This is a genomic window from Pseudomonas sp. NPDC096925 (genome assembly GCF_044762545.1).
Classification (GTDB): Bacteria; Pseudomonadota; Gammaproteobacteria; order Pseudomonadales; family Pseudomonadaceae; genus Aquipseudomonas.
The window spans coordinates 74,076-86,715 of sequence record NZ_JBIWEM010000002.1; the positions used below are offsets into that span (position 1 = coordinate 74,076).

The 12,640-nt window shown below is 62.7% G+C and carries 14 protein-coding genes and 1 tRNA gene; 7 read left to right on the forward strand and 8 right to left on the reverse strand.

The annotated features are described in order from the left end of the window. Nucleotides 1-7: 7 nt before the first annotated feature. The 4 genes from bamC (at nucleotide 8) to ACIQYU_RS06380 (ending at nucleotide 2,810) form a co-directional block, all read left to right on the forward strand. Complete coding sequence (gene bamC, locus ACIQYU_RS06365; protein WP_063913005.1) at nucleotides 8-1,129, forward strand: outer membrane protein assembly factor BamC; 1,122 nt, start codon at nucleotides 8-10, stop codon at nucleotides 1,127-1,129. Then, entirely contained in the window at nucleotides 1,130-1,888 is a 759-nt protein-coding gene (locus ACIQYU_RS06370; RefSeq protein WP_207830762.1) for an MBL fold metallo-hydrolase, read from the forward strand. It abuts the gene before it with no gap. Between the two features lie 30 nt (nucleotides 1,889-1,918). Beyond that, a complete protein-coding gene (purC, locus tag ACIQYU_RS06375; protein ID WP_004375217.1) occupies nucleotides 1,919-2,629 on the forward strand; it encodes a phosphoribosylaminoimidazolesuccinocarboxamide synthase in 711 nt (236 codons plus the stop codon). Between the two features lie 91 nt (nucleotides 2,630-2,720). Then, nucleotides 2,721-2,810: transfer RNA gene (locus ACIQYU_RS06380), tRNA-Ser, on the forward strand. Nucleotides 2,811-2,907: 97 nt separating this feature from the next. On the opposite strand, the gene ACIQYU_RS06385 is transcribed toward ACIQYU_RS06380, so the two are convergent. From ACIQYU_RS06385 to ACIQYU_RS06405, 5 genes are all read right to left on the reverse strand, one after another. After that, on the reverse strand, nucleotides 2,908-3,258 hold the full coding sequence (locus tag ACIQYU_RS06385) for an addiction module antidote protein (protein ID WP_085590631.1): 351 nt from the start codon (nucleotides 3,256-3,258) through the stop codon (nucleotides 2,908-2,910). Then, nucleotides 3,255-3,500, reverse strand: a complete 246-nt coding sequence (locus ACIQYU_RS06390) for a type II toxin-antitoxin system RelE/ParE family toxin (RefSeq protein WP_370464315.1) — start codon at nucleotides 3,498-3,500, stop codon at nucleotides 3,255-3,257. Before ACIQYU_RS06390 ends, ACIQYU_RS06385 begins: the two co-directional genes overlap by 4 nt. A 298-nt stretch (nucleotides 3,501-3,798) precedes the next feature. Beyond that, nucleotides 3,799-4,071 carry a DUF3077 domain-containing protein gene (locus ACIQYU_RS06395; RefSeq protein ID WP_025340252.1) on the reverse strand — a complete coding sequence of 91 codons (273 nt, stop codon included), beginning with the start codon at nucleotides 4,069-4,071 and terminating at the stop codon, nucleotides 3,799-3,801. A 138-nt stretch (nucleotides 4,072-4,209) separates the two neighbouring features. After that, nucleotides 4,210-4,473, reverse strand: a complete 264-nt coding sequence (locus ACIQYU_RS06400; protein ID WP_402798585.1) for a hypothetical protein — start codon at nucleotides 4,471-4,473, stop codon at nucleotides 4,210-4,212. 427 nt (nucleotides 4,474-4,900) lie between these two features. Next, complete coding sequence (locus ACIQYU_RS06405; protein WP_063913001.1) at nucleotides 4,901-5,518, reverse strand: LysE family transporter; 618 nt, start codon at nucleotides 5,516-5,518, stop codon at nucleotides 4,901-4,903. Between the two features lie 254 nt (nucleotides 5,519-5,772). On the opposite strand from ACIQYU_RS06405, the gene ACIQYU_RS06410 reads away from it, so the two are divergent. Beyond that, the gene (locus tag ACIQYU_RS06410; RefSeq protein ID WP_003254720.1) at nucleotides 5,773-5,964 is read left to right on the forward strand and encodes a YhfL family protein; all 192 of its coding nucleotides are present in this window, start codon (nucleotides 5,773-5,775) and stop codon (nucleotides 5,962-5,964) included. A 328-nt stretch (nucleotides 5,965-6,292) separates the two neighbouring features. Continuing rightward, on the forward strand, nucleotides 6,293-7,930 hold the full coding sequence (mqo, locus tag ACIQYU_RS06415) for a malate dehydrogenase (quinone) (RefSeq protein WP_207830766.1): 1,638 nt from the start codon (nucleotides 6,293-6,295) through the stop codon (nucleotides 7,928-7,930). A 167-nt stretch (nucleotides 7,931-8,097) separates the two neighbouring features. Here the strand turns inward: mqo and ACIQYU_RS06420 are convergent, their stop codons facing one another. Next, the gene (locus tag ACIQYU_RS06420; protein WP_207830768.1) at nucleotides 8,098-8,433 is read right to left on the reverse strand and encodes a helix-turn-helix transcriptional regulator; all 336 of its coding nucleotides are present in this window, start codon (nucleotides 8,431-8,433) and stop codon (nucleotides 8,098-8,100) included. Nucleotides 8,434-8,483: 50 nt separating this feature from the next. Here ACIQYU_RS06420 and xenA point away from each other — a divergent pair, with 50 nt between their 5' ends. Beyond that, on the forward strand, nucleotides 8,484-9,575 hold the full coding sequence (xenA, locus tag ACIQYU_RS06425; RefSeq protein ID WP_233687523.1) for an NADH:flavin oxidoreductase/NADH oxidase: 1,092 nt from the start codon (nucleotides 8,484-8,486) through the stop codon (nucleotides 9,573-9,575). 123 nt (nucleotides 9,576-9,698) lie between these two features. On the opposite strand, the gene ACIQYU_RS06430 is transcribed toward xenA, so the two are convergent. Together ACIQYU_RS06430 and ACIQYU_RS06435 are read right to left on the reverse strand one after the other, a co-directional pair. Then, nucleotides 9,699-10,946 carry an NAD(P)/FAD-dependent oxidoreductase gene (locus ACIQYU_RS06430; protein WP_402798589.1) on the reverse strand — a complete coding sequence of 416 codons (1,248 nt, stop codon included), beginning with the start codon at nucleotides 10,944-10,946 and terminating at the stop codon, nucleotides 9,699-9,701. A gap of 2 nt (nucleotides 10,947-10,948) precedes the next feature. Then, nucleotides 10,949-12,526, reverse strand: a complete 1,578-nt coding sequence (locus ACIQYU_RS06435; RefSeq protein WP_207830775.1) for an aldehyde dehydrogenase (NADP(+)) — start codon at nucleotides 12,524-12,526, stop codon at nucleotides 10,949-10,951. Between the last annotated feature and the right edge of the window lie 114 nt (nucleotides 12,527-12,640).

Consider the following 12,640-nt stretch of genomic DNA (forward strand, 5'->3'; position numbering starts at 1 on the left):
ACACCGCATGAAGCGACTGGCTGGTCTTTCCGCCCTTGCCCTGATCATCTCCAGCACCAGCGGGTGTGGCTGGCTGTGGGGCGAGGATGGCTATTTCCGCGACCGCGGCAGCGATTACCTGCAGGCGCGCCCGACCGCGCCTATGCAACTGCCGCCGGACGCCAGCAACGTCAAGCGCCTTGACCCGCTGCTGCCGATCCCGCGTAACGTCGCCGACGACAGCGCCACCGGCGAGTTCGAGGTGCCGCGCCCGCAACCGATGACCGGTGGCGCCGCCCAGATTACCGACTACAGCCTGCAGCGCAGCGGCAGCAGCCGTTGGGTGCTGGCCCAGCATTCGCCGGCCGAAGTATGGCCGGTGGCCCGCCAGTTCTTCGAGGACAACGGCTTCCGCATCGCCGAAGAGCGCCCGCAGACCGGCGAATTCAACACGACCTGGCAGCGTTTCGACGAACTGTCGGCATCGCTCGGCCAGCGTCTGGCCAGCACTGCCAGCAGCGCTGACAGCGAAGTGCGCGTGCGTGTTCGCATGGAGCCTGGCGTGCAGCGCAACACCTCCGAGGTGTATGTGGTCAGCGTCGAGCGCCCGGCCGGCAGCACTGCCGAGCCCGATTTCCCGTCCACCTCCAGCAACACCGGTGCCGATGCCCTGCTGGTCGACGAAATGCTTGCCAGCATGAACCGCAGCGCCGAGAAGGGCGGTTCGGTGTCGCTGCTGGCCGCGCGCGATTTCGACGCGCCGAGCCGCGTGAGCCTGAGCGAAGACGGCAGCGGCAACCCGGTGCTGTACCTGGGCGCCGACCTGGACCGCGCCTGGTCCAGCGTGGGCCGTGCCCTGGAGCAGGGTGGCCAGTGGCGTGTCGAGGACATCAACCGCAGCCTGGGCCTCTACTACATCAACCTGTCGGAAAAGCCTGACGACAAGCAGAACCAGCCTGGCTTCTTTGGCCGCATGTTCGGCAGCGAGCCGACCAAGGAAGAGCGTGAAGCCCGTGCCGAGCGCTACCAGGTTCGCCTGAGCAAGGTGGGTGAGAGCGTGCAGGTCACGGTCGAGAAGAACATCAACACCGTGGCTCCGGCCGATGTCGCCCGCCGCGTGCTGAGCGCCATTCAGGACCACCTGGGCTAAGTGCGCTTCGCGGTACTCGGAAGCGGCAGCCAGGGAAACGGCACGCTGATCGCCAGTGGTGACACGTTCATCCTGGTCGATTGCGGGTTTTCCCTGCGCGAGACCGAGCGGCGCCTGGCGCTGCTCGGCGTGTCGGCGGCCCAGCTCAGTGCGGTACTGGTCACCCACGAACATGCCGACCACGTGCATGGGGTCGGCTTGCTGTCACGGCGCTACAATGTACCGGTCTACCTCAGCCAAGGGACCTTGCGCGGCATGCGCAAGCCGGTGGAGGTGGCCGGTTTTCTCGCTTGTGGCGACAGCCTGCGTATCGGCAGCCTGGAAGTGACCGCGGCGCGGGTCGAGCACGACGCCTACGAGCCGCTGCAGTACGTGGTCAGTGACGGCCAGCGGCGCTTCGGCATGCTGACCGACCTGGGTTCGTACGACGCGCTGCTGCTGGAGCGTTACCAGGGCCTGGATGCACTGCTGATCGAGGCCAACCACTGCCGCGACCTGCTGGCACGCGGTCACTACCCGGCCTTCCTGAAGCAGCGGGTGGGTGGCATGCAAGGGCATTTGAACAATCACCAGGCCGCGCGCCTGGTGCATGAGTTGGGCTGGCACAACCTGCAGCACCTGGTGCTGGCCCACCTCAGCAGCAAGAACAACCTGCCACACTTGGCTCGCCAGTGCTTCGTCGACACCCTTGGGTGCGACCCGGACTGGCTCCAGGTGGCGAATCAGGAACACGGGCTCGACTGGCGCGAAATCGCCTAGCCCAACACCTCAAGCAAGCGGAGCCCAATCATGGAAAAACGCGACGAACTTTACCGCGGCAAGGCCAAATCGGTTTACAAGACCGACGACGCCGACCGCTTGATCCTGCTGTTCCGTAACGACACCTCGGCGTTCGACGGCAAGCGTATCGAACAGCTCGACCGCAAAGGCATGGTGAACAACAAGTTCAACGCCTTCATCATGCAGAAACTGGAAGAAGCCGGCGTGCCGACCCAGTTCGACAAGCTGCTGGGCGACAACGAGTGCCTGGTGAAGAAGCTGGACATGATCCCGGTCGAGTGCGTGGTGCGCAACTACGCCGCCGGCAGCCTGGTCAAGCGCCTGGGCGTGGAGGAGGGCATCAAGCTGGAGCCGTCCACCTTCGAGCTGTTCCTGAAGAACGACGAGAAGGGCGACCCCTTCATCAACGAATCCCACGTTGTCGCGTTCGGCTGGGGCACCGCCGAGCAGCTGGCCGAAATGAAAAAGCTGTCGCTGAAGGTCAACGAAGTGCTGAGCAAGCTGTTCGATGACGCCGGCCTGCTGCTGGTCGACTTCAAGCTGGAATTCGGCGTATTCCACGGCCAGATCGTGCTGGGCGACGAGTTCAGCCCGGACGGCTGCCGCCTGTGGGACAAAGAGACCCGCAAGAAGATGGACAAGGACCGCTTCCGCCAGGGCCTGGGCGACGTGATCGAAGCCTACGAAGAAGTTGCCAAGCGCCTGGGCGTGCCGCTGTAAGCGGCACGTTCACGCAAGCGCCTGATACCACGCGATTTTTTTGAAAAAAAGGTTTGCGTTTTAAAAGAACGCTGGTATGATGCGCGGCATTGGAGAGATGCCGGAGTGGTCGAACGGGACGGATTCGAAATCCGTTGTACTGGCAACAGTACCTAGGGTTCAAATCCCTATCTCTCCGCCATACAAGATGAAGCCCCTGGGAACGAAAGTTTTCAGGGGCTTTTTCGTTGTGTGGCGCGAAGTTGTTTGTAGCGAGCATCCCATTTGCGCGTGCGAGCCTATGAAGACGCGGGGAGCTTCTTGAGCGGCCTGACGGTGAGTTCTACGCCCAGGGCAAGCATCAGCTTCTGAATTGTAGAAAAACGGGTTTTATCGCCGCCCTTCAAAGTTTTGTAGAGAGACTCGCGGTTGACGCCTGCGTCTTGCGCAAACTGGTTAACGCCCTTGGCTTTTGCCACTTCACCCAGGGCATGCATCAGGATTTGAGCATCGTTAGCCTTCATAGCCTCTGCCAGAAATGCTGCGATGGTTTCTGGGCTGTCGAGAAACCGGGATGCCTCGAATCGTTTGGTATTGCTCAAGTCCAGATCAAGGATTGGCATGTCTTCAGGGGTGGATTTGTCGCTCATCGTTTTTTACCTCGTACCGCATCAAGAATTTCCTTGGCTCGTTTGATGGCTCTGTGTTGATCCGTTTTATCGCTGCCATAGAGCATCAGGTAGCGGGTTGGGCCCGTTCGTACGAAGTAGATTCGATATCCGGGGCCGACAAACACGCGCATCTCACTGACACCATCGCCAACCGATTCGATATCACCGAAGCTGTCATTTTCGGCTCTGGCAATCCTTGAGGTGACAGCACCTCTGCCGATTTGACCGAGTGGCCCTGCGGAAACGAGGTGGAGGCCATTACGCAATGGTTGGTTGCGCCTAGCCTGATGATCGCCTTCCTGCGTTGGTCTTGAATGGCGATGAAGAGACGAGGCTAAGGTGCGGGCTGTGCACTGGCAACGAATACAGCGGGTTTGCTGTTTGTTTGGGAAATGGACTACATCGCGATGGAAGGGGTCGTATTACCGCGTGGGGCCGGAGCGTATTTGAGTGTGATCGCGACGAGATGCGATGAATGAAGCCCCTGGGTGTTATGCGTTTCCAAGGGCTTCTTTTTTCTTATTTTTTCATCATCCCCAATTCAGCATCATCCAGCAGCGCCTTGGCCATCGCACTTAGGTAATGCGAGGCCCAGATCAGCTTCTGGTCGCCATCCATCAAACCGGTGATGATCAGGTCGCGGACGTAGCCCATCAGTTCCGATGCCTGTTCGCGGGCGTCCTGGCAGGGGATGCCGGGCTCGATGCGGAACAGCGGGTGGGTGTTGTTTTCGCCTTGATAGAAACAGGTCTTGCCGACTGTGGTGGGTTGTTTTGTGTCGTCGGTGGGCATTGGTGAATCTCCCTGGGATTTTGGGTGTCTGTACCGGCCTCTTCGCGGGTGAACCCGCTCCCACAGGTACGGCGCAGTACTTGAGGGCAATGATTACCCCTGTGGGAGCGGGTTTACCCGCGAAGAGGCCAGACCTGCTTAGTGCAAGGTGCGCGGCTCAACCGGTAAATGGGCCTGCATCTGCAAATGCATCAATGCCGACTCGACCAGGCCCTGTACTGCTTCCATTTCATGGATCACAGCCTGCATCACGATCGAACTTGGGGCCGTGGGTTTGAGTTGCACGGATTGGCGGGCCACGAACAGGGCGCAGAGTACGTACTCTGAGGACTGGACCAGGGTGTCTTGCAGCACCTGGGTGGAATCGAGGGAGTGGGGTGGATCGGGGACCATCTTGCGCATACACATCTCCAGGATCATTGGAGCTGCCGCAAGCTTGCTGTCAAACAAGAGGGTGGCAGCTGTACATGGGTTGACAGACCGAGGATCCCGGAGTAACTCGGCGCACACGAGGTGCCCCACGTACAGCCGCCATAAACAGTGCACGTGTGCGGGAAATCGTCGGCCTGTCAAAGCCGGTCGTTGATTTCGAAACGACAAGCCGAGACTAGAGCGCGACCCAATCCGTCGCAACAGTTTGAGCGGGTTGGCAGTATGTTTGGGAAATGGCCTACAGGGAAGGGGATTATTCTGAGTTTCAGCTGTAGGACTGGGGGCCGCTTTGCGGCCCATCGCGACACAAGGCCGCTCCCACAAGGGATTTGCGTAAGGCCACCTTGTGGGAGCGGCCTTGCGTCGCGAAAGGGGCGCAAAGCGCCCCCCAGGGCCCTCAGCGCATCGCCGCCAGCTTGATGCCAAACCCCACCAGGCAAGCCCCCGCCAACCGCTCGAACATATTGGATATCCGCGGATTGGCGCGCATGCGTTCGGCCAATTGGTGCGTCAGCACCACCGCAATCAACCCGTACAGGAAGGTCACCACCGCCACCGTCGCCGCGAGGAAGCCGAAGGTCACCAGCCCCTGGTGTTTCACCGGGTCGACGAACAGCGGGAAGAACGCCATGTAGAACATGATCGCCTTGGGGTTGAGCAGGGTGATCATCATGGTCTGGCGCAGGTACTGGCCGTTGTCCATGCGGCTGGCCCGCGGCGCGCCACCGGGTTTGCTCAGCAGCATGCGCAGGCCCAGGTACGCCAGGTACGCGGCACCGGCCCACTGCACCACGTGGAAGGCGGCAGGGTAGGCGGCCAGCAGGGTGGCAACGCCAGCCACCGCCAGCCACAGCAGCACTTGGTCACCCAGGATTACCCCACAGGTCGCAGCCATGCCGGCCTTGATCCCGCCCTTGCCCGTGGCGGTGATCAGGGCGAAGTTGCCCGGGCCGGGGATGGCCAGGACGATGATAAAGGCGATGACGAACGCGCCGTAGTCGGTGACGCCGAGCATGGGGAACTCCTGTAGGGCAGTGAGAAAGCAGCGTTCAAGACTATCGTCGCCACCCGCTCACTTTTCAACCATGCATTGCGAATTGGACATAACATCCGGTTTCAGGAAAGTGAGACATTGCCTGCAACCGCAACGTATTGTTGCGCGGCTGCAACGAACAAGTGCCATCCGCTGCTTGGATCCAATGCCCAGGTTCTGTATCATCCCGCCGCCATCAGACGATGGCCGAAGATGATTCATTTAAAGGATTTAGTATGAAAAAGCTGTTCAAGGCTACCGTAGCCGTTGCTGTCGTTTCGGGTGTTGCCCTGCTGTCGGGTTGCACCGGCCAGGTTTACAACCAGCCGAAAAACTGCACCTACGACTACCTGTTCCACCCTTCGGTTTCCATCTCCAAGATCATCGGTGGCTGCGGCCCGATCGATAAACTGCCTCAGCAGCAGTAATCTTGGCGGTACCCTGATCGCGACGCTTGCGGCGTGATCCAAGGCCCCCGGTCATGTACATGATCGGGGGTTTTTGTTTTTCGGCGTGACATTCTGCCACTGAGGCAACCCGTCGCCTTGACGTTCCGGGCGGCAATTTGTTTGTGCTGGCATTTGAGCTACAATCGGAAAAACGATTCAGCCTTGTCGGTCAATTCGACAAAAGGCCGAGTCGTTTTCTGGTTCTCTGGCTGCTGAATAACGATCAACAACAAGCCTGCGCTGCAGAACACGCTTTACCTGGGCCAGCCACAGGCCCGCCCTCTGTTCTCCTGACTGGAATCGATCAATGTTCAAGAAAGCTGGCAAGACCTTGCTGGGTCTGGCTGTCGCTGCAAGCGTCATGCAAGCGCACGCTGCAGAAACCAAGAAAGTAGATGTGCTGCTGGTCGGCGGCGGCATCATGAGTTCGACCCTGGCCGTGTGGCTGCATGAGCTGGAGCCAAGCTGGTCGATGGAAATGGTCGAGCGCCTGGATGGTGTGGCCGAAGAAAGCTCCAACGGCTGGAACAACGCCGGTACCGGCCACTCCGCGCTGGCCGAGCTGAACTACACCCCGGAAGACAAAGACGGCAACGTCAACATCGCCAAGGCCATCGAAATCAACGAAGCCTTCCAGGTCTCCCGCCAGTTCTGGGCGTGGCAGGTCCGCCAGGGCGTGCTGAAGAACCCGCACTCGTTCATCAACACCACGCCGCACATGAGCTTCGTGTGGGGCGATGACAACATCAAGTTCCTGAAGAAGCGTTATGACGCGCTGCAGGCCAGCCCGCTGTTCCGCCCGATGCAGTACTCCGAGGACCACGCGCAGATCGCCAAGTGGGTCCCGCTGATGATGGAAGGCCGCGACCCGAACCAGAAACTGGCCGTGACCTGGACGCCGATCGGCACCGACGTCAACTTCGGCGAGATCACCCGCCAGTTCGTCGGCCACCTGAAAACCCAGGAAAACTTCGACCTGAAGCTGTCCAGCGAAGTGCAGGACATCACCCGCAACAAGGACGGTTCGTGGCACGTCGAGTACAAGAACCTGAAGGACGGTAGCGAATCGGCCACCGACGCCAAGTTCCTGTTCATCGGTGCCGGCGGCGGCGCGCTGAAGCTGCTGCAGAAGTCGGGCATTCCTGAAGCCAAGGAATACGCAGGCTTCCCGGTGGGTGGCTCGTTCCTGGTGACCGAGAACCCGACCGTGGCCATGCAGCACATGGCCAAGGCCTACGGCATCGCCTCGACCGGCGCACCACCCATGTCGGTACCGCACCTGGACACCCGCGTGCTGGACGGCAAGCGCGTGATCCTGTTTGGCCCATTCGCCACCTTCTCGACCAAGTTCCTGAAGAACGGCTCGTACCTGGACCTGTTGAGCAGCACCACCACCCACAACGTGTGGCCGATGACCAAGGTCGGCATCGACCAGTACCCGCTGGTGGAGTACCTCGCTGGCCAGCTGATGCTGTCTGACGACGACCGCTTCGAAGCCCTGCGCACCTACTTCCCGAACGCCAAGAAGGAAGACTGGCGCCTGTGGCAGGCCGGCCAGCGCGTGCAGATCATCAAGCGTGATGCCGAGAAGGGCGGCGTGCTGAAGCTGGGCACTGAAGTGGTCGCTTCCGAAGACCGCACCATTGCCGGCCTGCTGGGTGCATCGCCAGGTGCTTCGACTGCTGCACCGATCATGCTGAACGTGCTGGAAACCGTGTTCAAGGAGAAGGTCGCTACCCCTGAGTGGCAGGCCAAGATCAAGCAGATCGTGCCGAGCTACGGCACCAAGCTGAACGACTCGGCGGCGGCCACCCAGAAAGAGTGGAACTACACCGCTGAAGTGCTGCAGCTGGAGAAGCCACCGGTGATCGACGAAAGCGTCGGCACTGCGGTTGCACCGAGCCAGCCGGTCGAGAGCAAGCCTGAGAATGACATGGCGCTGTAATCGGCCATTGTTGTGACAGAAGCCACGGGGGAGACCTCGTGGCTTTTTTGTTGCCTGTTCCGGCCCTTTCGCGGGTAAACCCGCTCCCACAGGGATAGCGCCAAGCCTGTGGCCAACGCGGTCCGTGTGGGAGCGGGTTTACCCGCGAAGAGGCCGGCACAGGAAAATCATTGCTGCCGCAGAATGCAGTCCAGCAACCCGGGAAACCGCTCCCCCAGCATCTCGCTACGCAACGAATTCATATGGGTAGTCCCCACATTGCGGGTATGCACCAACCCCGCATCACGCAGCACGCGAAAGTGGTGGGACATGCTCGACTTCGGCCGGCCGCCGTCCAGCTCGCCGCAGCTGGCTTCGGCCACGCCCGCCAGGTGGCGCACGATACCCAGGCGCACCGGGTCGCTCAGGGCATAGAGCAGGCGTTCCAGGGTGAGGTCTTCGGAATTGGGATGTTGATAAGCTCGCATGGTGTTCATGATAACGGGGCTATCATTAATTGCCATAGTTCGATTATGATCGAACTATCGTAATCAAATAGCCCAGGAGCTTGCCCATGTCCGCCTTGTTCGAACCGTACACCCTCAAGGACGTTACCCTGCGCAACCGCATTGCCATCCCGCCGATGTGCCAGTACATGGCCGAGGACGGCATGATCAACGACTGGCACCACGTGCACCTGGCCGGTCTGGCCCGTGGCGGTGCCGGCCTGCTGGTGGTCGAGGCCACTGCAGTAGCCCCGGAAGGGCGCATCACCCCCGGTTGCGCCGGTATCTGGAGCGATGCCCACGCCCAGGCTTTCGTGCCAGTGGTGCAGGCAATCAAGGCCGCCGGTTCCGTGCCGGGTATCCAGATTGCCCATGCCGGGCGCAAGGCCAGCGCCAACCGCCCGTGGGAAGGTGATGACCACATCGCTGCCGGCGACCCCCGCGGCTGGGAAACCATCGCCCCGTCCGCCATCGCCTTCGGTGCACACCTGCCGCAAGTGCCGCGCGAGATGACCCTGGACGACATCGCCCGGGTCAAGCAGGACTTCGTCGATGCCGCCCGCCGGGCGCGTGATGCCGGCTTCGAGTGGATCGAACTGCACTTTGCCCATGGCTACCTGGGCCAGAGCTTCTTCTCCGAACACTCCAACAAGCGTACCGATGCCTACGGTGGCAGCTTCGACAACCGTAGCCGCTTCTTGCTGGAAACCCTGGCAGCGGTGCGTGAGGTATGGCCAGAAAACCTGCCACTGACCGCGCGTTTTGGTGTGCTGGAATACGATGGCCGCGATGAGCAGACCCTGGAAGAGTCGATCGAACTGGCGCGCCGCTTCAAGGCCGGTGGCCTTGACCTGCTGAGCGTGAGTGTCGGCTTCACCATTCCTGACACCAAGATCCCGTGGGGCCCGGCGTTCATGGGGCCGATTGCCGAGCGTGTGCGCCGCGAGGCGAAGCTGCCGGTGACTTCGGCGTGGGGTTTTGGTACGCCGCAACTGGCGGAAGCGGCGCTGCAGGCCAACCAGCTGGACCTGGTGTCGGTAGGGCGTGCGCACCTGGCTGACCCGCACTGGGCATATTTTGCGGCCAAGGAGCTGGGGGTGGAGAAAGCCTCCTGGACCTTGCCGGCACCGTATGCGCACTGGCTGGAGCGTTATCGCTGAGGCATGAAGGGGCTGCTTTGCAGCCCATTCGCGGGTAAACCCGCTCCCACAGGATCTCCACTGCCCTCAAGGCTTGTGCGATCCCTGTGGGAGCGGGTTCACCCGCGAAGAGGCCAGTACAGGCTAAAACCGGTCCAACCGGTAAGCCGCCATATCAGCCCCACTGTCCCTGTCAGCCAACCGCCCCACCCACTCCGCCGTCACCGCCGCCTGGGTCAACCCCAGGTGCTGATGCCCGAACGCCAACAGCACCCGCCCGTCACACACCCGGTCGATCACCGGCAACGAATCCGGCAACGAAGGCCGGAAGCCCATCCACGGCGTCGCTCCCTCCACACTCAAGTCCCGCTGGAACAAGCCCTTGCTCAACCGGTGCAACTGCCACGCTCGTTGCATGCTCGGCGGCGTGTCCAGCCCGGCGAATTCCACGGTGCCGGCCAGGCGCAAACCCTCGGCCATGGGCGTCATGATGAACTTGCGTTCCAGCGATGTGACTGCAAACGGCAGGCGCTGATGCTCGCCAGGCAACATCAGGTGGTAGCCGCGCTCGGTATCCAGTGGCACCTGCTTGCCGGTCAGCGCGCCGGTCAACCGCGCAGAGTGCGCGCCACAACTGATCAGCACCTGGCGGGCATCGAGCGTGCCCAGGTCGCTGGCCAGGCTGACTCCGCCGCTGTGCAGCCGCCCGCCATCGACCTGTGCCTGGACAAAGCGCACACCACTGGCCTTGGCAGCTTCGAACAATTCGCACACTACCCGGTAGGGATCGATGAAGTGGCCGGTACGCGGAAAGAACAGCCCGCCCAACAGTGACGGGCTCAACTGCGGCGCCGCCTCGCGCACGGTGTCGGCCGACCAGAAGTCCACCGGCACCGCCTGCTGTTGCATGCGTGCGCGCAAGGCCTCCAGCGCCTGGCGCGACTCAGGCCGTTCGAACACCAGCAACGAGCCATCTTCCTGGAACAGTTCGCTGCGCCCGATCGAACCCAGCAACCGCTGCCAGGCACCCAGGCTGCCTTCGTTCAATGTGCGAATGCCGGCCACGCTGCGCTGAAACGGGCCCGGGCGCAGGTTGAGCAGCAGGCGGGTGAACCAGGGCATGGCCTTGGGCAGGTACTTCCAGTCCAGGCGTAGCGGGCCCATCGGGTCCAGCAGCATGCGCGGCAGGCGTTTGAGGATCGACAGGTCGGCAATCGGGAATACCTGCTCGGTAGCCAGGTGCCCGGCGTTGCCGTAGGACGCGCCCTGGCCGGGTGCCTGGCGGTCGACCAGGGTTACCCGGCGGCCCTGGCGGGCCAGTTGCAGGGCACAGGCGACGCCGACAATGCCGGCGCCGACCACGGCGATATCGGTTTCAGCGGTTTCGACCATGCTCAGCCTTCCCGTTTACCGTCGAGCAGGCGCCGCAGTTGCAGCGGGTTGCCGTGTTTCAGCGCCGGCGGCAGCAGGGCATCGGGGAAGTCCTGGTAGCACACCGGGCGCAGGAAGCGCAGGATTGCCGCCGTGCCCACCGAGGTGGTGCGGGCGTCGGAGGTGGCCGGGAACGGCCCGCCGTGGACCATCGCGTCGCATACCTCTACACCGGTCGGCCAGCCATTGACCAGAATGCGGCCAGCCTTGCGCTCAAGGGTCGGCAGCAGGGCGCGGGCGTTGTCGATGTCGGCATCGTCCAGTTGCAGGGTGGCGGTCAGTTGGCCTTCCAGATGCTCGGCCACCTGGCGGACCTGCTCATCGTTGGCGCAGGCCACCACCAGCGACGCCGCGCCGAAGACCTCGGCCTGCAACGCCGGATCGGCGAGGAACGCTTCGGCCTGGGTCACGAACAGCTGCGCCTGGCACTGGTTGGGGCCTTGCCCGGCCTGGCCACTGGCGGCGGCCTGGGCATTGGCGTTTGCGGCCAGGGCGCCGACACCGGCCTGGTAGGCACTGAAGATGCCTGGGGTGAGCATGGTCTGTGCAGCAGCCTGGCGCACGTGTTCGCTGGCGGCGTTGATGAAACGCTGCAAGTCGGGCCCTTGGCGGGCTATCACAAGGCCGGGGTTGGTGCAGAACTGGCCGGCGCCCTGGGTCAGCGAGGCGACGAAGCCTTGAGCCAGTGCCTCGGCGCGGGCTTGCAGGGCACCGTCGAACAGGAACACCGGGTTGATCGAGCTCATTTCGGCGTACACCGGGATTGGCTCCGGGCGGGCCTGGGCCGCCCGGCACAGCGCAATGCCGCCGCTGCGCGAGCCGGTAAAGCCAACGGCCTTGATGCGCGGGTCGCTGACCAGCGCAATGCCCACTTCACGACCGGAGCCGTACAACAGCGAAAACACGCCGGCCGGCAAGCCGCATTGCTTCACTGCTTGTGCCACTGCCTGGCCTACCAGCTCGCTGGTGCCCGGGTGGGCGCCGTGGGCCTTGACCACCACCGGGCAACCGGCAGCCAGGGCCGAGGCGGTGTCGCCACCGGCCACCGAGAAGGCCAAGGGGAAATTGCTGGCGCCGAATACGGCCACCGGCCCCAGGGCCACCTGGCGCTGGCGCAGGTCGGCACGCGGCAGGGGCTGGCGCTCGGGCAGCGCGTTGTCGACCCGCACATCCAGCCATTCGCCGGCCCGTACCACGCGGGCGAAGGTGCGCAGTTGGGTGCAGGTGCGGCCACGTTCGCCCTGGATGCGCGCCTTGGGCAGGCCGCTTTCGGCCACGGCGCGGTCGATCAGGGCATCGCCCAGCGCTTCGATCTGCGCGGCGATGGTTTCGAGGAATTGTGCCCGTTGTTCGAGCGAGGTTTCGCGGTAGCTATCGAACGCCGCCCAGGCCAAGGCGCAGGCCTGGGTTACGTGTTCGCTGCTGCCACCGAGGTAGGCCGGTTCCAGCGCCTGGCCGGTGGCCGGGTCGATGGCACGGATGGCTTCGCGGCTGCCGGTTACCGGTGTCTGGCCGATCAGCAGGTTGCCTGTGAGGGTCATGGGGCCTCCTTTGGAATCAATATCAAGGGAGACCGCAGCTCTTGTGGGAGCGGGTTTACCCGCGAAGCAGGCGACTCGGTGCCTGGCACCGGCTTCGCCGGTGTTCGCGGGTGA